The following is a 19,841-nucleotide window of genomic DNA, read 5'->3' as shown; positions in this document are numbered from 1 at the left end:
TCGCCCGCCGCTTGCTTCCTCCACCAGCCACGCTACGGCAGCGAAATCTGTGGGAATCTATTCAGCGTGACGACCGACATCGCCTTTCTTGCCATTGCCGAGGCGCAGCAGCTGTATCACTGGCTGCCGGCCGCGCTGGAACTGGCGCGCCGCCCGGACATGCGCGTCAGCATCCTGTCCCCTTCGGACCAGATTCTCGATCTGGTCGCCAGCTATGATCCGGCGGGCTATCTCGCGCGGGTCCGCCTGCGCCGCCCCCCTTCCCGCCCCGACTCGCTCTTCCGCCAGCCTTCACGGCTCGCGACCCTGCTGCTCAACTATTGCACCATCGCTCGCTTCCCGACTCTGGTGACGACCGAGATCAGCAGCGCCTGGCTGCGCCGCGTCCCCGGCTTCCGCTCCCGCCTGATCCTGATCAAACATGGCGCGGGAGATCGGGAGGGCGGCTACAAAAAACGGCACCGCGATTTCGACCTCACCCTGGTCGCGGGCGAAAAAGATCGCCGCCGCATGATCGATCGCGGCCTGTGCGCGCCCGATAATGTCGCGGTCGGCGGCTATCCCAAATTCGAGTTGAAGGCGCCGCGCCAGCGCTATTTCTACAATGACGACCCGGTTCTGCTCTATAATCCGCATTTCGACCCGGCTTTGTCCTCCTGGATCAACCATGGCCCGGCGATGCTGGCCGCGCTGGAGGCGCTGGAGGGCTGGAACGTCATCATCGCCCCGCATACGAAACTGGCGCGAAAAGTGCCCCCGATCATCAGCAGCGCGCCGCATATCCGCGTCGACATGGGCAGCCGCCATTCGATCGACATGAGCTATACGATGAGTGCCGACGTCTATCTGGGCGACGTGTCGAGTCAGGTCTATGAATATCTGCTCCACCCGCGCCCCTGCATCTTCCTCAACCTCGACCATCGTGACGGGTCGACGGATGCCTTCGCCCATTGGCGTCTGGGTCAGGTGATCGACAGCGTCGACGCCCTGCCCGCCGCGCTGGCGCAGGCCAATATTCTGCAACCCGGCTTCGTCGCCCTTCAGGAAGCCGCGATGCAGCAGTCGATCGATCTGTCGCCGATCCCCGCCTCCGTACGGCAGGCCGACCTGATCCAGAATTTCGCCCTTACCCAAAATTCCCCTAAGAGTGCCGCATGAGCCAGACCATCACCACCACCCTTGGCCCCGTTCGCCTGCTCGGCGAAAATGCGACGCCGATCTGGGGCATGTCCAATGCCGAACGCAATCGCCGCATGGCCGAGAGCGCGGCCAAGAATGGCAGCGCGCTCGCGCCGGGCCATGAACTGCTCTTCAACCTGACCTATGCCTTCGATCCGCTGCTGCTGCGCCTCGTGCTGGAAACGCCGGGCACCCTGTTCGTCTGGGCGGGCACGCCGATCGTGGGGCAAGTCGCGCAGGGCGCCGATCCGCTGACCGCCCCCCATGTCATAGACCTGTCGGACGGCCGCAAACTCTACAACCGCCAGCTTCGCAAGCTGGAGCAGCCGATGGTGCGGGAATTGACCCCCGCGTCCCGGCGGGAGATTGAGCGGCGCAGCTATTTCGGCGCCTATAAGGGCGTGACCGACGTCCTGACCAAATATCTCTGGCCCGAACTGGCGCTGATCCTGACGCGCATCGCCGCGCAATTGAAGATGACGCCCAATATGGTGTCGGTCATCGGCGTCACCCTCTGCCTGCTCGCCACCTTCCTCTTCGCCAAGGGGCTGTTCTGGAGCGGCTTCCTATCCGGCTTCATCTTCATGGTGCTGGACACGGTGGACGGGAAGCTGGCCCGCTGCACCATCACCTCGTCCAAATGGGGCAATGTGATCGACCATGGCGTCGACCTCGTTCACCCGCCCTTCTGGTGGTATTTCTGGGGCACCGGCCTTGCCTATTGGGGCCTGGGCCTGTCGGGCGGCACCTTCACCTTCATCATGACCGCGGTGATCGCCGGCTATGTGCTCCAGCGCCTGATCGAGGGGATGTTCCTGAAGGACTTCAAGATGGACATCCATGTCTGGCGCCCCTTTGACAGCCAGTTCCGCCTGATCACCGCGCGCCGCAACCCGAACATGGTGATCCTGTTCGTCGCGCTGCTCGCTGGCCGCCCGGACATCGGCCTGATCGCGCTGGCCTGGTGGACCATCATCTCGCTGGTCGTCCACGCCGTGCGGCTGGCGCAGGCCTATGCAGTAAAGCGCTCGGGCAAACCCATCGTCAGCTGGATGGACGAAGCGGAAGCCGCGCTGTGAACGCCACGATCGAAAAGTTCGGCTACCCCGCCACCCTGATCGCGGAGTTCGAGCGCTGGGTCGTCCTGCTGCGCCCGGCCCAGCCGACTTTGGGATCGCTGGTACTGGCGGCAAAGAGCGACGCGACCGCCTTCGGCGATCTGCCGGCCGAAGCCCATGCCGAACTCAAGACCGTCACCGCCACGATCGAGGCGGCGCTGATCAGCGCGGTAGACTATAGCAAGATCAACTATCTGATGCTGATGATGGTCGACCCCCACGTCCATTTCCATGTCATCCCCCGCTATGAGGGCAAACGCAGCGCGGCGGGCGTGACGGTGACGGACGCTGGCTGGCCGGGGCAACCGGACCTCAGCCAGGCGGTGAAACTGGACAGCGAAGTGGACAGTTTGCGCGACTGGCTGAAGGGCTGGTTTGACAAAGTCGTAGCCTAACTCCCGTCATGCCAGCGAAAGCTGGCATCTCCCTTGTCTTTCAGGTGCATGATCAAAAGAAGTGAGATCCCAGCCTTCGCTGGGATGACGAATGGGGGGCGCCTGTCCTACCTCACACCCTCCCCCTATCATGCCCTCAATGAGCCAAGCCACGACGCAACAATCATTCCCGAATAGGAAATGATATGTCGAAACTTGCGGGAAACATGCGAAGTTAAGCGCCGGAAATCCTATTTCGCGTAGCGGCCTTCGGCGGTCCATTTCGCAGTCAGGGCGTTGGCCGCCTCGACATCCTGCGGGAAATCGACCTCCTGCCAGTCCAGCCCGTCGATCGAGACGGTGCCGACACGATTGCCCTTGGCGATGATGTCGATGGCGCGCAGATACCATCGCTCCACCCCTTCGGGCGTGCGCATCATCTGCTCGATCTGGTTGCGGAAGATCGCCGGACCTTCACCGGTGAAGGCCAGCATGCCGATCGATTCGGCATTGGTGTCCGGCGGCAACAGCCGCTTGCCGATATGGTGCAGGCGGCCGCTGGCATCCCGGTTCACCTTCATATCGTCATCATCATATTCGCCGTCCGCCTTGATATCGACGGTGACGGTGATGGCATCCTGCGCGCCGTTCACCAGTTTCGCGACGATCTCGTCGGAAATGATGGTGTCGCCGTTCAGGATGATGAAGTCCCGGTCCATCTCCTCCCGCACGATCCAGCAGGTGCCAAGATTATCGGCGACCTGGAAGAAGGGGTTGAACACGGTGCGGATGCGCGCGCCGGTGTCGCGATAGAGTTGCAGCGCATGATCCTCGACCCGTTCCGTGCGGAAGCCGGTGACGACGACGATGTCGGTCACGCCATTGGCCACCAGCGCCGCGATCTGCCAACTGATCAGGGTGCGGCCGTTGAAGTCGATCATGCATTTGGGCACGTCGCGGGTCAGCGGAAGGAGGCGCGAGCCCTGTCCGGCGGACAGGATGATGGCTTTGGTGATCGTCATGTGCCGGGCTTTAGTGCGCAATTGGGCCGAAAAAAAGGCGGCGTTTGCACTCCATCCCGCGCTGCCCTAAAGCGCGGCGTGCTTCCCCTATGAAGGACCAGTTTTCGGGTGATGTTCAAGCGCGGATCGGGCGCGGCAGGCGACGGTTTCGCCCGCATCCTGGCCAATACCGGCTGGCTGCTGGGCGGCAAGGGCGTGGGCGCTGTGCTCAGCCTCGCCTATCTCGCCATCGTCACCCGCACGCTGGGCGTCGCCGATTTCGGCCGCTTCGCGCTGGTGCTCAGCGCCGCCAATGTGGTCAAGGCGCTGGTCAGTTTCGATAGCTGGCAGATCGTCGTCCGCTACGGCCAGCCGCATCTGACGGAGGGGAATGGCGACGCGCTGAACCGCGTGCTGCGCTTCTGCATCCTGATCGATCTGGGATCGGCGGTGGCGGGCGGACTGATCGCGGCGGCCATCATCCTGTTCTTCGGCAATCTGCTGGAACTGGGGCCGGGCATGGGCGTACAGGTCTGGCTGTTCACCATGGTCATGATGATCACCATCCGCTCCAGCCCGACCGGCGTGCTGCGCCTGTTCGACCGGTTCGATTCGGCCGCCTTTGCCGAAACCATGATCCCGGTCGGCCGGATGATCGGTGCGGTCGCCGCCTGGATTCTGATGCCGGGCATCACCGGCTTCCTGATCTCCTGGGCCTTTGCCGAACTGCTCTGCGCGATCAGCTACTGGTATCTCGCCATGAAAGTCGGTGGCAACCGGATCGGCAACTGGCGGGCGGGCCGCGCGCTGGATGCACGGCGTGAAAATCCCGGCATCATCGGCTTCCTGACCGCCACCAACCTGCAAACCAGCCTGTCCTCCATCGGTCAGCAGGTCGCGGTGCTGATCGTCGGCGCCTTTGTCGGCCCGGCAGGCGCGGGCCTCTATCGCCTCGCCAATCAGCTCGCCAATTCGCTGACCAAGATTTCCAGCCTCCTCTCGCGCAGCATCTTCGTCGAACTGGCCCGCACCAGCACCCATGGCAAGGAAGCGCTGGGCGCCCTGTTCCGCCGCACCAACAAGCTGGCGCTGGTTGCCGGCGCGGTGATCATCGGCCTGATCGTGACGATCGGCCACCCGCTGCTGGGTCTGATCGCGGGCAAGGAATTCCTGCCGGCCTATCCGCTTCTGCTGATGCTGGGCGTCTCCGCCTGTATCGACCTGATCGGCGTCAGCTATCGCCCGCTGCTGATGGCGACCGACCGGGCCGGCCTGTCGCTGCGTATCTCGGTCGTGGCAACTTTGCTGCTGCTGGGTCTGCAATCGGCGCTGCTGCCGCTCTACGGCACGAAGGGCGCGGCGATGGCGAACATCCTGTCCTCGCTGGCCAGCTTCACCATGATGGGCCTGGCCAGCCGCCGCGCGATAAGGGGCTGATCGCAAGACCAGCCCCTTATCGTCATTGTGAGCGCAGCGAAGCAATCCATGGGTGCGCCAGTGGATTGCTTCGCTGCGCTCACAATGACGTATCGGATAAAATCTTACCGCACCGGCGTCCAGATCTGCGTCTTGCAGAAGAAGGCGATGCACCCCTGCACCTTCAGCGTACCATTCGCGTTGCGGCTGAGCTTGGACGCATAGCTCTTTCCGCTTTCGGGGTCATAGATTGTCCCCTTCCAGATGCTACCATCCTCCTTGAACCCGGTCAGCAGAGCCAGCCCCACCAGCGGCTTGGATTGCAGCGCGGGGTCGGGATTTTTGATATCGGTTTGCGGGCGGCCGGGCGTGGGCTTCACGATCTTTTCGATCCGGCCGCATATTTCCCGGCCGCACGGCGCGATCTGGACGATGGCCTTGCCCTCCACCGTGGCCCAGCGGCCGGTGACGGGCTGAGCGGCCTGCGCCGGCATCGCGGCGATGGCTGCGCCCATGGCGAAAAAGGCGATTGCGGCTTTGTTCATGCGATCCACTCCATATCTTTGGACCAGAGATAAGCAGGAAAAAGCCCGCCCGCCACCGCCTTTTTACGGGCGTGACGGGCGGGTTTCGGGGCGACGCTACGGCATCGCGTCCCTCTCCTGTACAATTTTCAGAAGGCCGTGCTGATCGAGCAGGCCGCCGGGCCCAGAATGACGACAAACAGGGTCGGCAGGATGAACAGAATCAGCGGCACCGTCATGATCGCGGGCAGACGCGCGGCCTTTTCCTCCGCGCGCATCATGCGTTCATGCCGGAACTCGGCCGACAGCACGCGCAGCGCAGAGGCCAGCGGCGTGCCATATTTCTCGGTCTGGATCATGGTCGTGACCACGCCCTTGACCGCGTCCAGCTTCACGCGGGTCGCGAGATTCTCGAACGCCATGCGCCGTTCGGTCAGGAAGCTGAGTTCGATCGCGGTCAGCTGAAACTCGTCGCCCAGTTCAGGATAAGCCTTGCCCAGTTCCCGCGCCACGCGGCTGAAGGCGGCGTCGACGGTCAGGCCCGCCTCGGCGCAGATCACCAGCAGGTCGAGCGCGTCAGGCAGACCCTTGCGGATCGCGGCCGATCGCTTCTGCACCTTGTTGTTGATGTAGATGTCCGGCGCCTTGTACGACAGCAGCAGGACCGCGGCGAAGGCGAAGAAGCGCTTCATCGGACCCCATTCGGGTTCGATGCCGACGATATAGAGCAGGATCGCGGCCATGCCGCCCAGCACGATCGGCAGGATCATGCGGCCGAAGATCACGGCGACCGCCCAGTCCTTGGACCGGATACCGGCCTGCGCGAGACGGATCTGCGCATCCTTGAGCTGGTCGTCCTGCAAGACCTTCAGGCTCGACAGGAAGGACCGCATATGATCGGTCGTCTGGTTCTTCTTGACCAGGCTGACGCGGCGCTTGCCGGTCGATGCGGTGATGCCGGCCTTGAGCTGCTCGCGCCGTTCGTTGAGCGCTTTCACGCGCTTGGCCATCGGATCGCGCACGGTCATCACCGCATAGAGCGCGAACAAGACGGCCAGCGTCGCCAGCGCTGCCAGCAGCGTGCCGAAATCGGTCGCGGTCAGGCCGAACAATGTTCCGGCTGGGGTCGGGGCGTCCATAGTCTCTTGTCCTTCCCCGTCAGATTTCGAAATTGACCATCTGGGCCATGATGAAAGCGCCGATGCCCATCCAGCACATGCCGCCGATGCCGATCACCTGCATGGTGCTGAGCCCGAATACGCCCGCCGGATCGGGGGTGAAGAAGGGACTCATATAATCGTAGTTGATGTAGGTGATCATGCCGAACACCAGGAAAGGCAGCACGCCGATGATGTAAGCGGAGGCCTTCGATTCCGACGACATCGCCCGGATCTTCAGCTTCATCTGCGCACGCTGGCGCAGCACCGTGGCCAGGTTCGACAGGGTTTCCGCCAGATTGCCGCCCGTTTCCCGCTGGATAGCCAGGGTGATGACGAAGAACTGGAATTCGGGCGTTCCCAGACGATCGGCTGTTTCCTGAAGCGCCTGCTCCATGGAACGGCCGATCTTGATACGCTCGGTGATCAGCTTGAATTCCTCGCCCACCGGCCCCGGAATTTCGCTCGACACCACACCCAGCGTCTCCGCGATCGGCAGACCCGACCGCAGGCCGCGCGTCAGCAGTTCCAGCGCATTGGGGAATTTGGCGTTGAACTTGTTGATGCGGCCCTTGATCAGGCGGCCGACCCACCAGTGCGGCAGGCCCAGACCCGCCGCCAGCCCGACCATGAGGGCGAACAGGAAGGGAAAGCCCCGCAACATCAGGAACATGGTGATCAACAGGAAGGTGATGGCGCTGCCCGTCATATACTGGCTGAGCGTCCACTTCTTGCCGGTCATCCGCAGCCGCTTGGTCAGATTCTCCGGATTGGGAATCAGCGACACCAGCATCTTGGCTTCATTGCCGGGCATGCGGTTGGAGATCGCCTTGCGCATCCGCGCTTCCAGCAGAGCCTCGGCGGAATCGCTATGCCGTCCACGGATCAGCGCGACGCGGCGCTTGCGCGCCTTGTCCGGCGAAGGACCGGCAAAGGCAACCGCGACGACCCCGATCAGGGTCATCACCAGCACCATTATCAGGATGAAATTGCCGTCCATCGTCTCGCCCGTTCGTCATGCTGGGGCGCCGCCACGTCGGGCAGCGCCGATGATCAGTCTTCCAGCGCAGCCTTGTCCTTGCGGCGCGTAGGCAGCATCGCCCTGAAGTCGATCTTGCCGAGCAGGGAGTCGCCCTTGCGCGCAGCCCCCTTGCCCAGATCGACGCCCTCGGCCGCATCGGTTGCGCCCAGCGCCTGTTCCATCAGGCTGGCACAGGCCGCGCCGATCTTGCTGCCCTTGGCGGTTTCGGCCAGCGTCTTGCCCAATTTGGCGGCCTGCGATGCGATGCGCAGGTCGAACGGCACGACGACATCCAGCTTGCGCTCGATCGACTGTTCGAAATCCTTGCGGCTGATTTCCGGCGATCCGGGATGGACGCGGTTCGCCACCACCAAAATGCGGGTCTGCGGCGCATTGCCCTTCAGCCAGGAGAGAAGGCGGATCGTGTCGCGCGCCGACGCCAGCGTCAGTTCCGCCACCACCAGCGCGACATTCACGTCGGTCATCAGGTGCGGATGCTGGATCAGCATATTGCGCGGCAGGTCGATCACGCTGCATTCGAACGCAGCGCGGAACTCCTCCAGCAACTGGTAGAAGGCACCGCCATCGGTCATCATCGGCTGGCTGATCGGCGCTTCGGCCGACAGGATCGCCAGCGTGTCGCTGGCGCGCACCATGGCCCGTTCGATGAACAGACCGTCGATGCGGCTGGGATTTTCGATCGCATCGGTCAGGCCACGGCCCGGCTCCAGATCCATCGCCAGCGCATTGGTGCCGAAATGCACGTCAAGGTCGAGCAGCGCGGTCGGCCGCTTCTTCTTTTCCGACAGCATCCAGGCGAGCGAAGTCGCAATGCTGGAAGCGCCCACGCCACCGCGCGTGCCGATGACGGCCATGGTGCAATGCGGGCGTTCGGGACCGGCATCGCGCGGCGCCATGAATACGGCCTGCGCCTGTGCCAGTGCATCGCGCAGCTGATCCGCGCCGAAGGGCTTGAGCAGATAATCCTGGATGCCGCTGGCGACCAGATCGCGATAGAGGCGCACGTCGTTGACCTGCCCGGCAGCGATCACCACCGTACCGGGTTCACACACTTCGGCCAGAGAGTTGATGTCGTTCAGCGGATCGCCGCTTTCGGACATGTCGACGAACAGGATTTGCGGGGAAGCCGTGATCGACAGGCTCTGCACCGCATTGCGCATGCCGCCCTTGTTCACCTTTTCCGGCGCCCAGCCCAGTTCGGCCGCAACCGCACGCAGCAGGTCGAAACTATGGTCGTCGCACACGAAGGCGTGGAAGGGGTCGCGCTGACCGGGACCGCCCGGCTTCCATGGAGCGTTCATATTACTGGCCTCCGCCTCCTGCGCTGAGTTGCTTGAGATCGCCGGCGCCCGACGGCGCCTTGTCACGATAGGTCGAAATGGCGCGGTTGGATGTCGCGGTGCGCAGGTCGCTGTCCGTGCTCTGGCCACGGACCAGATCTTCGGGATTGGCGACCATCGACGCCCAGTTGCTGTTGACGCCGCAACCGAAATTGGAGGTCGTCGCCAGGCTCATATTGGTTTCCTGCGTGGCGTGCCAGTCCGGGCAGCCCGGAACGCTGGCGGTGGCGCGACGCACGATCAGGCGGACGCTGCCTGCCGGCGCGGCACCGGCGGCGGCCGAGTCATCCTCCGCCACCAGCAGGCCGTGGCGGGCCACCAGATTGGCGACATCTTCGCGCACTGCCGGGCTGTAATAGCCGCCCGCAGTCACGATCGCGATCTGATCGCCATAGCCAAGGCCGATCGACGCGAACCAGTCATTGAGGCGACCGGCTTCCGGGGCCGACAGGCCGCCATTCGATCCGGTCTGCACGTCGAACGTGTAGGCGGCATAGTTGACGACCGGCTGATGCACCGATTCCACGCTGCGATTGGCCGTGTCGGTGACGCAGCCTGCCAGCGGCAGGGCCATCAGGGCCAGCGCGCTCAGGGTGCGCAAGGACCGACGATTACGGATGGGGGAGGTCATGTCTTGATCCTTCCGTCAGAAGCTGAAGCCGGGGGCGACCGTGCCGGGCTTGGCCGGCTTGTCGCTACGGGGGGCAATCGCCGCCTGCGGTCCGGGTACCGGGACCGGCGCGCCGGGCGCACGGGTCGGCTGATAGCTGCGCGCACCGCTTACGCCGTCCGACTCCTGCTGCATCAACAGGCCCTGCGGTTCGGTCGCGGTGCGATAGCCATCGGTCGGCAGGCGCACGTCGGACGCATTCATCGGCTTCACCAGATAAGGCGTCACGGCGATGACCAGTTCGGTTTCGTTGCGCTGGAAGCTGCGCGACTTGAACAGGCTGCCCAGGATCGGGATATCACCCAGCCCCGGCACCTTGTTGATCGTATTGCCGGTTTCGTTATTCAGCAGGCCCGCGATCATGAAGGCCTGTCCCGAACCCAGTTCCACCGTCGTTTCGGCAGTGCGGCTCTTGAGCGCGGGCACATCCGAATTGACCGAGAAGTCGAGGCTGGACACGGTCGGCCGGACACGCAGCGAGATGCGGCCATCGGCCAGCACCGTCGGGGTGAACGCCAGTTGCACGCCATATTGCTTGAACTGGATGCTGTTGCCCGACGAGGGACCATTATTGACCGTATAGGGATATTCGCCACCGGCCAGGAAGCTGGCGGTTTCGCCCGACAGCGCCGTCAGGTTCGGCTGGGCCAGCGTGGTCGCCAGGCCGCTCGATTCCGCCAGGTCCAGCGCACCGGCAATGTCCATCCCCAGAAGGCGGGCGACGCCGCCGATGCTGTAGGAGCCATCCGTTGGCGTCGTGAAACTCCAGGAGCTATTTTCGCTGTCATAGGTCGCAAAATCGCGCGATCCGCCTCCAATGACGCCGCCAGTCGATCCGCGATCATGGCTGGTGAAATTGGTGCCGATCTTGTGGCCCAGATCCTTGCTGACTTCGGCAATCTTGACCTGCAACATGACCTGCAACGGCGTCGCCATACGCAGGCGGCTGACCACGGTCACGTCCTTGCCGACGAAGGCCTGGGTCAAACGTTCGGCCTCGGCCGCGTCTTCGGGCGCCTGGATCGTGCCGGTCAGCAACACCATGCCATTCATCTTGTTAACCGCGATGCTCGCGCCGGGCATCGCCAGACGCAGCATGTCGTCGATGCTGGTCAGGTTGTTGCCGACCCGGACAGTGCCGGAAAACAGCACCTTGCCATTGGTCGCCGTGGCGAAGACGGTAGTTTCGCCGGGCTTCTTGGCGATCAGGTAAAGCTGGTTCTGCGACCGGACATGCACGTCGACCACTTCAGGATCGGCGATCACCACGTCCGACATCTTGGCCGGCAGGTTGACGACCCGGCTGCCGCCCACCGACAGCAGGATCGCATTGTCCTGCATGGCGGAAGGTGCGGCATTGAGCGCGGTGACGGGCGCGGCGGCGGCCGCGACGGCCAGTCCAAGAGCGATCGCCGGAGCGGCGAAGCGCGGCGCGCGATAGTGCAAGCTCTTCATCTCACTTACCCCCGACCGGAACTTCGGTCACATTGGTGCCGCGCGCCACGCGGATCACAGGCCCCTTGAAGGCGACCGTGCCAACCGGCGCACCATTGGCAGCCACGCCCACCGGCATCGGCGCATCCGCCTTGGACGGAACCGAGCTGCGCTGGTAACGCGACACGTCGGCACCGGTCGAATAGGTGGAACCGCGATCGACCGGGCGAGCGGCCAGCTTGGCGATGATCGCCTTTTCCGCATTCGCATTGGCATTGCCGGGCAGGTCGACATCGGTGCCAGCGATCGCCGCATCCAGATCCGACGCATTGTCGGCCATCGACCGCAGCGACATGGACAGCGACCCGATGGTCTGCGACACCGCGATCTTCTCGGCAATCTTGGGCGTCACTTCGATCGTGACGTTGGAATAGGTGCGGACCTCCGGCTTGCCGTCGGCGCCCATCGCATCCATGCGCTGGTCGGTAGCAAGCACGCGCAGGTTGCGCAGGATGGTTTCGGATACCTTGAGCGGATCGCCATCGCCGCCGCCATTGACGCTCTGCGTCAGGACGAGGTCGATGCGGTCACCGGGGAAGACAAAGCCCGCAACCGAGCTTTGCGCCGACACCGGCACCGTCACGGCACGCATGCCGGGGCCAAGGGCGGCGGCCAGGAAGCCACGGTCGCCTGGCTTCACCAGCGCGCCCTGCGTCAGCGGCTGACCGGCGGTGATGGCGGTGCGCACGACGCTGCCGGCCAGTTTCACCGGATCGGCCTGCCCCTTGAGATAATAGGCCTGTTCGATCAGATCCTTGGGCCAGGGCTGGAAGCGGAAGCTCTCTGCATCCAGGATCGTGCCCACGGGCAATGCCTTGGTCGCGACCAGCACATGGGGCTGATCAGCTTCGACCGGCATGTTCGCGGCATTCACCTGCGGTGCACTGGATGAGCTTAACATGCTGCGCGCAAGCAAGGCTGTAGTGACCGCTATGATTAGCGCTCCCACCAGCAGCACGATCTTCTTAGCATCCATGACGAAATTCGCCTCCCTTAAATGGGTGCACAGCCCCCAGCACCCTAGTCATCACGCAAATTGGTTAAGATATCGTTCGCCAAGCATCCACAGCGCGGCAATGGAGATGGCGACGCCGTAGGGAATTTCCGGCTGGCCCGGCTTCTTCTTCATCCTGTGGTGCACGACCGTCGCGATCGTCACCACGCCGCCCAGCAGCGCCATCAGCATGATCAGCGTCATCGTCGCCTGCCATGGAAACCACAGCGCGAGCGCGCCCAGCAGCTTCACGTCACCACCGCCCATCATGCCGACGGCGAACAGCGCGGCGAACAGCGCGAACACGATCACGCCCACCAGCAACTGCACCGCCATGTCTGGCCAGAAGGACAGGTCACAGGCGATCCACCAGACCGGCGCGAGCAAGGCAACGGCCAGGTTCAGGCGGTTGGAGATGATGCGGGCGCGCAGGTCCGTGATCGCTGCCAGGATCAGCAACGCCCCCAGAACGCCTATCAGCACCAGCCTGAAAAATTCCCCCGTCATGGTGCTTGTGCCTAGACCATATGGCTTACCAAAGCGTAACCATGGGACCCATGGATTCGCCGGACTTCCCCGCAGCCCTTTCCCTGCTCCCGATCGACCGCCGCGCCTGGCCGATGGGCGGGCGGCTGGACTATTGGCATGCGCCCGATGGCTGGGCGATCCGCCGCTATCGGCTGGGCAGCGGCACACGCGGCCGGATGCTGGTGCTGGGCGGCCGGGGCGACATGATCGAGAAATATCTGGAGGTCATCCATCACTGGGCGACGCGCGGCTGGGCCGTGACCAGTTTCGACTGGCGTGGACAGGGCGGATCGGGGCGACTGACCGACGATCCGCTATGCGGCCATATCGGGGATTTCGCCGACTATATCGCCGATCTCAATGGTCTGGCGGCCGACTGGCGGGCGGAGGGTCATGGCCCGACCGCCATTATCGGCCATAGTATGGGCGGCCATATGCTGGTCCGGGCGCTGGCCGAAGGCATGACGCCGCCCGACGCCGCCGTGGCCGTGGCGCCGATGCTGGGCCTGCACACGGCGCCGATGCCGCGCTGGCTGGCAGTGGCGATGGCGAAGACCATGATCGCGCTGGGCCATGGCGAAAAGCGCGCCTGGACGCAGAAGGAAAATTCGGAGCGGTTGCGCCGCATCCGTCAGAAAAGGCTGACCCATGACCCGGATCGCTATGCTGACGAAATCTGGTGGCGCGATCATAGCCGGGAGATCGCGCTGGGTCCGCCAAGCTGGACCTGGGTGCTACAGGCGCTCGAGTCGACATGGGGACTGGCGCATGGCGATGCGGTCGCCCGCATTACGACACCGCTGCTGATTCTGGCGACGCGGATCGACCAACTGGTGTCCACACCGGTCATCCGGCAAGTCGCGGCGCGCATTGCCGGCGCGCGCCTGCATCTCTATGGGCCTGAAGCCGCGCATGAAATCCTGCGCGAACTCGATCCGGTCCGGCTCGATGCGCTAGCCCGGATCGATGCCTTTCTGGACGAGACTGCATTGGACGAAAGCGGCCGTTGACCCATCCCGACATCGTGATCATCGGCGGCGGCATGGCCGGCGCCAGCCTTGGCGCGGAACTGGCCGCCCATGCGAAGGTCGTGATTCTGGAGATGGAGGATCGGGCGGGCTATCATGCGACCGGCCGGTCCGTCGCCTTCTGGGAAGAAAGCTATGGCGGGCCGATCGTTCAGCCGCTGACCACCCTGTCAGGGCCAATGCTGGGCAGCCCAGACCCGGATTTTCACGACGGCAGCTTTTTGTCGCCACGCGGCACGCTGCATATCGGGCGGGCAGGCGACGAACCGCTGCGTGACACGCTGCTGGACAGTTTCGCCGGGCGTGTGGAGCTTCAGACCGTCGATCCGGCGGACGTCGTGCCGGGCTTGCGGCCGGACTGGACGCTCGGCGTGATGGAGGCGAGCTGTCAGGATATCGACGTCGCCGCATTACATCAGGCCTATCTGCGCCAGTTCCGACGGCACGGCGGCGAAATCCGGCTGGCGAGCAGGCTGGAGGCAGCGCGCAGCGAAGGCACGGGATGGCGGATCGAAACACGCGACGGGCCTGTCCAGTGCGGCCTGCTGATCAATGCGGCCGGCGCCTGGGCCGATGCCGTCGCCATCACCTGCGGCGTGGCGCCGATCGGGATCACCCCGCTACGACGGACGGTGGTGCAGATCAGCGTGCCGGACCTCCCCTCCCCCGCTATGCCGCTGATCATGGATCTGGCCTCGCGCTTCTATTTCAAGCCGGAGGGGCGCGACCGCATCTGGCTGACCCCGCATGACGAGGAACCCTCCCCGCCCTGCGATGCCGCGCCCGAAGAACTGGCGGTGGCGCAGGCTATCGCCCGGTTCGAGGAAGCTGTCGACTGGCGGGTCGGCAAGGTCGAGCATAAATGGGCCGGACTGCGCAGCTTCGCCCCGGACCGGGCGCCGCTCTATGGCTTCGATCCCTCGGCACCGGGCTTTTTCTGGTTCGCTGGACAAGGCGGTTTCGGCATCCAGACCGCGCCTGCCGCTGCGGTTCTGGCCCGATCACTGATCACCGGCACGCCCCTTCCGCCCGCCATTGCCAGCCTGGATTCGCAGGCCTATTCTCCGACCCGGTTTCGCTGACGAAACGAGTCCGGAGAGAAAGCCATGGCGCACAAATTCGTGATCGAAAAGAACAAGGCCGGCGAGTTCGTCGCCAAGTTCAAATATAATAGCGAAGTCATCTTCTGGACCGAAGGCTATGCCAGCAAGGCAGGCGCCCGCAACGCCATCGAGTCCGTCCTGAAGAACGGTCCCGGCGCGCCGGTGGAAGAGGCGGAATAGTCGCTTCCATCCCAGACTATTTTTGAAGGATCGATCGGGTGGTAGCGTTTGCCATCACCCGATCACGGAAATGCGCAACTTCTTCCCTGTCGCTCCGCGCCAATATCCCGCTCATGTTGGCGACAGCGAAGGAGACACCATAAAGATTGCGCCGCTGCTCCACGCCGGGGATCGGGCGGGGATGACCGGAGGCGTCCACTTCGCCGTCACGAAGCCTGTACTGATCGCGCGGACAATCCCAGTCGAGCGAGACGCCCAGCACCTGATTAAGGCTTCCCGGATAACAGGGCGCTCCCTCCGCTTCCCGCGCGGCGACGATCAATATGCCAGCCTCCCGCGCGCGATCGGCCGCCGCGGCAAACAGATTATGATGTGCCGGATTGGTCGTGCCGAGGCTGAGGTTGATCAGGTCGACCCGCGCCGCCACCGCCCGGTCGATCGCCATGACCAGCGCCCGCGCCGTCGTGCGCAGCGTGTCGTGAAAAACCCGGATCGGCAGGCACAGCGCATCGGTCGCCTGATCCTGGATCGCGGCGGTGACGGCGGTGCCATGACCGAGCCGGTCGATAGTGTCGCCTTCGCTGATCGCGCCGTCCCCGGCAATCGCGATGCCGGGCAGCAGACGCGCGGGATCGATATGCGGATGATCGGGATGAACGCCGCTGTCGATGATGGCGATGCGGACCGGATCAGGCATGAACCGGCTCGACACGCGCGGTCATGGTCGCCCCCCCGTCCTCCAGTCGGATGACATGATCGGCCATGTCGGCCAGCGCGGGCTTATGGGTGATGACGATGATCGTGGCGTCGGGCAACGCGCCGCGCAGGCGGCCGGCGATCAACGCTTCGGTGTCGCCGTCCAGCGCGGAAGTCGGCTCGTCCAGGATCAGAATGCCGGGCTTCCGCAGCAAGGCGCGCGCCAGCACGATCCGTTGCCGTTCCCCGGCAGACAGCGCGGCGCCCCGCTCGCCCGCTCGCGTGTCATAGCCATCGGGCAGTCTGGCGATGAATCCATCCAGTCCGGCGGCATGGGCGGCGGTCTCGATCGCCTCGCGCGACACATCGGGCAGGGCAAAGCCGATATTGGCGGCGATCGTATCGTTGAACAGATAGGGCGCCTGATCGACCAGAATGACTTCACGCCGCAGATCGTCCAACCGGCAATCACGCAAATCGCGGCCGTCCACCAATATGCGTCCGCTGTCGGGATCGAGATAGCGGACCATCAGGTCGGCCATGGTCGATTTGCCCGCACCGCTAGGGCCAAGAATGGCGCAGAGGCTGCCTGCCGGGATCTTCAGGTCGATGTCGCGCAGCACGGCGTCCCGATCATAGCGCATCGCTACCCGATCGAACCGTAGTTCGCCCGCCTGTGCCAGTGGCAAGGCATTCGGCCGTTCGATCACGTCCGGCTTTGTGTCGAACAGTTCGAAGATGCGGCCCAGTGACACGCGCGCCGATGCGAGGCCGGAGGTCAGGCCCATCAGCGCCTGGATCGGCGAGAGCAGCCGCATATGATAGGTCATGAAGGCAACCAGCGTACCGATGCTCATGCCGCCTTCGATGATGCGCCAGCCGCCATAGAGGATCACCGCCGATGTCGCCGCCGTCATCAGCGTGCCGGGCAGCGCGCCGGTCATGAAGGAGGCGACCTGCATTTTCAGCATCGCGCCGATGAAGGCATCATTCTTCGCCTTGAAGCGCGCGACTTCATGCTCGCCCGCGCGCAGCGAGGCGATGACGCGCATGCCCATCACCGTGTCGACCAGCAGACTGCCAAGGTCCGCCCCCCGCTCCCGCATGTCGCGGGTGAGCGCGGTCAGGCGGCGCTGATAATAAGAGAAGGTGGCGAGGCTGGCGGGAACGAGGATGACGCTGACGAGGAACAACCGCCAGTCGAGCCAGAGCATCATCGCCACGCAACCGACGAAGAAGAGCAGGTTGCTGACCACGGAGAGCAGTGTGTCGGAAGCGATGCGCTGCACATCGCTGACGTCGCTGTTCATGCGCGAGACGAGGTCGCCAAGGCGGAAGCTGCCATAGAAACGCGGCGAGAGGGTCTGGAGATGGCGCAGCAGCGCCGTGCGAATATCGTAAAGCATCGCGGCGGACAGCGCGACATAGCGATAGCTGGCGAGGATGTTGACGACAAAGCCGGCGATGGTGACGGCGATCATGATCGCCGCAATCTGCACCAGCGCGCTCATGTCCCGCTTGAGCAGCGCCTGGTCGATCATCAGCTTGGAAAGATAGGGTTGCGCCAGACCCAGCAAGGTCGAGAGCAGGCTGATCGCCAGTACGACCAGCAACGCGCCGCGATAGGGTTTCAGGAAGGGCGCAAGTCGGCGATAGGTCCGCCATTCGGCGACAGGCGGCGGCGTCCGCTCGCTGGCGCCGGACGACATTTCAGCAATCCTTTTTCGTCATTGCGAGCGCAGCGAAGCAATCCAATGTCGCTCGGTGGATTGCTTCGCTGCGCTCGCAATGACGATGACCGAAATGCATATTCATCATGCCGCTGCCTGCCTTGGCACCAAACGAAAACCGTCGAGCAAAAATTGCGGTTCGGGCATCTTGGCGAGCAGCGCTGTGCACCAGTGATGCCCCTTCACCAGCGCGTCATGCTGCGCACGCCACCAGTCCCCCTGCCCGCCATTGGCGTAGAATTGCGCGCAGAGCAGCAGATGGCGGCGCATCGCGGCAATCAGCATCGACTGATAATGGCTTAGCAACGCCGCGCGATCGCCTCCCTCGGCAATGGCCGTCACGACGGCCGCCGCCAATATCGCTTCCCGCACAGATTGCGCGGTGCCGTCGCCGCAGATCGGATCGAAACCGAGCGCTGCCGTCCCGCAGGTCAGCCAGTCCGCGCCATGCAGCGGCATGTGCAGCCGCGGCGCAGCCAGAAAGGGCGCGGCCGCCGCCGCCGCGTCGACCACCGGCGCAATGAGGGCGCTCTGCCCCAGCAGCCTGTCGATCGAACCGCCGACGCCCAGCAGCCAGCCCATCTCCGGTTCGGCCGGCACCAGATAGAGCCAGCCATCCGCCACGGCCTCGATCCGGGCCTCCTCCTCGCAGGCGTCGGCACGCAGCTTCACTTTCGCCGCAACCGCGTGGCGCTCGCCAAAGATGCGCATATCGCCCAGCGGCAGGGGCGATGCGGTGTGGATGGTGAAATCGGCGGGCATGACAGGCGCATCGGCAACAGCGGACAAGGCCGCCTGCACCTGATCTTCCGAGGTCAGCACCGCGCCATGCCGCACCATGACCGGCGCACCACCCCAGGCGACCATGCGCCGCCTGACGCGCGGATGGTCGATAAACAGGTCCGGCCGATCGAACACGCCACGGACCAGGCTCAGGGCCGGATCGCTCAGCATGATCGTCGGCACGGACGGGCGGCGGACATCCTCGATTGCGACCCGAAGGCCCGCGCCTGTCAATATATGGGCGCATCCTCTGGCGGCGATGCCGCTGCCCCGGATGGCGACGGTCTTCATTGCCCTAAGCTCCGTGCGCTTCGAGCGCAGTCGAGAAGCGGCAAAGACAGCGCTTCACGTTTCTCGACATGCTCGAAACGAACGGAGGTTGTGCTGGCTATCATTCCACCGCGACCATGCCTGCGCCGGTGGTGTCGTTGCCGAGATCCCAACTGCCTTCCAGCTTCAGGGTTTTGGCGTCATAGACTTCGATGTCGTAGCTGGCGCCGTAGATATAGAGCTTCCTGCCATCCATCGACATGCCGAAGCGGAAGCGCGAGCGGCAGGGAAATTCCGCCTTGTCGACCACTTCGTTGCTGGTCATGTCCATATGCCAGAATTCGCAGCGCTTGGCGCCCAGCGTCCCGTTAGTGACGACGGTATAGGCCTGCTTGCCGTCCGGCGTCAGTTCCAGCCCCGCCATCGCCGCCGGCGCGGGGCCGATCGGCGTGAAGGCGAATTGCCGGGTGTTGAGGTCGAAGCGGGCGACGCCGAACATCTTGTTATGGATATAGGGGTCGGCCGCGTTGAACAGCGACACGAACTGGCCGGGGGTACGCATGGTATCGAGCGCGCCGCCGAACCCGACATTCTCCAGACCCGTGCCTTCGGGTTTGGCCAAGTCGATGCGGTCCACCACCTTCATGTCGGCAAGGTTGAGGATCAGGATCTTTTCGCCGAACAGATAGAGATATTTGCCATCGGGCGAGACTTTGAGCGACGCGCGATAGCCGCCTGCCGACTTTTCATCCTCCTTGTCCAGTTCGGCAGTCCGGGTGATCTTTTGCAGCTTGAGGTCAATCACCGCATACATCGGCTTGCTGACCTTGTAGCGGTCCACTTCCTTGTCGAAGCGGGTGACGACCGTGTAGAAATAGCGGCCGGTCGGGTCCGCCGCCCCGCCCCAGAAGCGATAGCGGGTGGTGCCCTCGTTCAGGCTGAACTTAGTGATGATCTTGCGGGTTGCGGTGTCCACCACCTCGATCCCGCTGGTGGTGATGGTGGTCACATAGATGCGCTTGCCATCGTCCGACCGGACCATCGACGTCGGCAAGCCGGTGTCGAGCTTCAGCTTGCCGGTCACTGCCGCCTTGCCTTCATCGAAGATCAGCAACTGGTCGGGATAGCTGCCCATGAACAGGGTGGCGGCGGAGGTCGGCAGCGCGGCCAGCGCGGCAAGCCCGGCGGCGATCAGGGTGCGATATGTCTGCATG

20 protein-coding genes are annotated in these 19,841 nt (G+C 64.1%); 7 read left to right on the top strand and 13 right to left on the bottom strand.

Annotation, left to right across the window (positions count from 1 at the left end; translation table 11 throughout):
* Positions 1 to 66: 66 nt before the first annotated feature.
* From BMY84_RS04690 to BMY84_RS04680, 3 genes are read left to right on the top strand one after another with little or no spacing between them, the layout of a single operon-like run.
* Positions 67 to 1,158 carry a glycosyl transferase gene (locus BMY84_RS04690; RefSeq protein ID WP_093081759.1) on the top strand — a complete coding sequence of 364 codons (1,092 nt, stop codon included), beginning with the start codon at positions 67 to 69 and terminating at the stop codon, positions 1,156 to 1,158.
* Complete coding sequence (locus BMY84_RS04685; protein WP_093081074.1) at positions 1,155 to 2,258, top strand: CDP-alcohol phosphatidyltransferase family protein; 1,104 nt, start codon at positions 1,155 to 1,157, stop codon at positions 2,256 to 2,258. Before BMY84_RS04690 ends, BMY84_RS04685 begins: the two co-directional genes overlap by 4 nt.
* Complete coding sequence (locus BMY84_RS04680) at positions 2,255 to 2,692, top strand: HIT family protein (RefSeq protein ID WP_093081072.1); 438 nt, start codon at positions 2,255 to 2,257, stop codon at positions 2,690 to 2,692. The genes BMY84_RS04685 and BMY84_RS04680 overlap by 4 nt, the downstream gene beginning before the upstream one ends.
* Positions 2,693 to 2,922: 230 nt before the next feature.
* On the opposite strand, the gene BMY84_RS04675 is transcribed toward BMY84_RS04680, so the two are convergent.
* Positions 2,923 to 3,693: a phosphocholine cytidylyltransferase family protein gene (locus tag BMY84_RS04675; RefSeq protein WP_093081070.1), complete on the bottom strand. Its 771-nt coding sequence runs from the start codon at positions 3,691 to 3,693 to the stop codon at positions 2,923 to 2,925.
* 111 nt (positions 3,694 to 3,804) lie between these two features.
* Here BMY84_RS04675 and BMY84_RS04670 point away from each other — a divergent pair, with 111 nt between their 5' ends.
* Positions 3,805 to 5,109 carry a lipopolysaccharide biosynthesis protein gene (locus BMY84_RS04670; RefSeq protein ID WP_093081068.1) on the top strand — a complete coding sequence of 435 codons (1,305 nt, stop codon included), beginning with the start codon at positions 3,805 to 3,807 and terminating at the stop codon, positions 5,107 to 5,109.
* Between the two features lie 104 nt (positions 5,110 to 5,213).
* On the opposite strand, the gene BMY84_RS04665 is transcribed toward BMY84_RS04670, so the two are convergent.
* The 8 genes from BMY84_RS04665 to BMY84_RS04630 all read right to left on the bottom strand — a co-directional run bounded on the left by BMY84_RS04665 (position 5,214) and on the right by BMY84_RS04630 (position 12,816).
* Positions 5,214 to 5,633: a DUF2147 domain-containing protein gene (locus BMY84_RS04665; protein WP_093081065.1), complete on the bottom strand. Its 420-nt coding sequence runs from the start codon at positions 5,631 to 5,633 to the stop codon at positions 5,214 to 5,216.
* Between the two features lie 128 nt (positions 5,634 to 5,761).
* The gene (locus BMY84_RS04660) at positions 5,762 to 6,751 is read right to left on the bottom strand and encodes a type II secretion system F family protein (RefSeq protein ID WP_093081063.1); all 990 of its coding nucleotides are present in this window, start codon (positions 6,749 to 6,751) and stop codon (positions 5,762 to 5,764) included.
* Between the two features lie 19 nt (positions 6,752 to 6,770).
* Entirely contained in the window at positions 6,771 to 7,769 is a 999-nt protein-coding gene (locus tag BMY84_RS04655) for a type II secretion system F family protein (RefSeq protein ID WP_093081060.1), read from the bottom strand.
* 53 nt (positions 7,770 to 7,822) lie between these two features.
* Complete coding sequence (locus tag BMY84_RS04650) at positions 7,823 to 9,112, bottom strand: nucleotide-binding protein (RefSeq protein WP_093081059.1); 1,290 nt, start codon at positions 9,110 to 9,112, stop codon at positions 7,823 to 7,825.
* 1 nt (position 9,113) lies between these two features.
* Positions 9,114 to 9,782 carry a CpaD family pilus assembly protein gene (locus BMY84_RS04645; RefSeq protein ID WP_093081056.1) on the bottom strand — a complete coding sequence of 223 codons (669 nt, stop codon included), beginning with the start codon at positions 9,780 to 9,782 and terminating at the stop codon, positions 9,114 to 9,116.
* 15 nt (positions 9,783 to 9,797) lie between these two features.
* Positions 9,798 to 11,276, bottom strand: coding sequence for a type II and III secretion system protein family protein (locus tag BMY84_RS04640; protein WP_093081054.1), 1,479 nt, complete (start codon positions 11,274 to 11,276; stop codon positions 9,798 to 9,800).
* A 1-nt stretch (position 11,277) separates the two neighbouring features.
* On the bottom strand, positions 11,278 to 12,291 hold the full coding sequence (cpaB, locus tag BMY84_RS04635; protein ID WP_093081051.1) for a Flp pilus assembly protein CpaB: 1,014 nt from the start codon (positions 12,289 to 12,291) through the stop codon (positions 11,278 to 11,280).
* Positions 12,292 to 12,342: 51 nt separating this feature from the next.
* Positions 12,343 to 12,816 carry an A24 family peptidase gene (locus tag BMY84_RS04630; RefSeq protein WP_093081049.1) on the bottom strand — a complete coding sequence of 158 codons (474 nt, stop codon included), beginning with the start codon at positions 12,814 to 12,816 and terminating at the stop codon, positions 12,343 to 12,345.
* 50 nt (positions 12,817 to 12,866) lie between these two features.
* On the opposite strand from BMY84_RS04630, the gene BMY84_RS04625 reads away from it, so the two are divergent.
* Genes BMY84_RS04625 through BMY84_RS04615 form a run of 3 tightly spaced genes read left to right on the top strand, consistent with a single transcriptional unit; the run spans position 12,867 to position 15,148 of the window.
* The gene (locus tag BMY84_RS04625; RefSeq protein WP_093081046.1) at positions 12,867 to 13,847 is read left to right on the top strand and encodes an alpha/beta fold hydrolase; all 981 of its coding nucleotides are present in this window, start codon (positions 12,867 to 12,869) and stop codon (positions 13,845 to 13,847) included.
* Positions 13,844 to 14,947, top strand: coding sequence for an NAD(P)/FAD-dependent oxidoreductase (locus tag BMY84_RS04620; protein ID WP_093081044.1), 1,104 nt, complete (start codon positions 13,844 to 13,846; stop codon positions 14,945 to 14,947). The genes BMY84_RS04625 and BMY84_RS04620 overlap by 4 nt, the downstream gene beginning before the upstream one ends.
* Before the next feature lie 24 nt (positions 14,948 to 14,971).
* Positions 14,972 to 15,148, top strand: a complete 177-nt coding sequence (locus BMY84_RS04615; RefSeq protein ID WP_093013272.1) for a YegP family protein — start codon at positions 14,972 to 14,974, stop codon at positions 15,146 to 15,148.
* A gap of 16 nt (positions 15,149 to 15,164) precedes the next feature.
* Here BMY84_RS04615 and BMY84_RS04610 read toward each other — a convergent pair whose 3' ends face one another.
* The 4 genes from BMY84_RS04610 to BMY84_RS04595 all read right to left on the bottom strand — a co-directional run bounded on the left by BMY84_RS04610 (position 15,165) and on the right by BMY84_RS04595 (position 19,840).
* On the bottom strand, positions 15,165 to 15,860 hold the full coding sequence (locus BMY84_RS04610; protein WP_256215051.1) for a subtilisin-like serine protease QhpE: 696 nt from the start codon (positions 15,858 to 15,860) through the stop codon (positions 15,165 to 15,167).
* Positions 15,838 to 17,553 (bottom strand): ABC transporter ATP-binding protein, encoded by a 1,716-nt coding sequence (locus BMY84_RS04605; RefSeq protein WP_093081037.1) that lies wholly within the window; start codon positions 17,551 to 17,553, stop codon positions 15,838 to 15,840. Before BMY84_RS04605 ends, BMY84_RS04610 begins: the two co-directional genes overlap by 23 nt.
* Positions 17,554 to 17,658: 105 nt before the next feature.
* Positions 17,659 to 18,648, bottom strand: coding sequence for a hypothetical protein (locus BMY84_RS04600; RefSeq protein WP_093081034.1), 990 nt, complete (start codon positions 18,646 to 18,648; stop codon positions 17,659 to 17,661).
* Between the two features lie 100 nt (positions 18,649 to 18,748).
* The gene (locus BMY84_RS04595; protein ID WP_093081031.1) at positions 18,749 to 19,840 is read right to left on the bottom strand and encodes a YncE family protein; all 1,092 of its coding nucleotides are present in this window, start codon (positions 19,838 to 19,840) and stop codon (positions 18,749 to 18,751) included.
* Position 19,841 lies beyond the last annotated feature (1 nt).

This window comes from Sphingobium sp. AP50, assembly GCF_900109095.1.
Lineage (GTDB): Bacteria > Pseudomonadota > Alphaproteobacteria > Sphingomonadales > Sphingomonadaceae > Sphingobium.
Note: the sequence above shows the minus strand (reverse complement) of the source record. Positions and strands in the feature narration are given on the sequence as shown.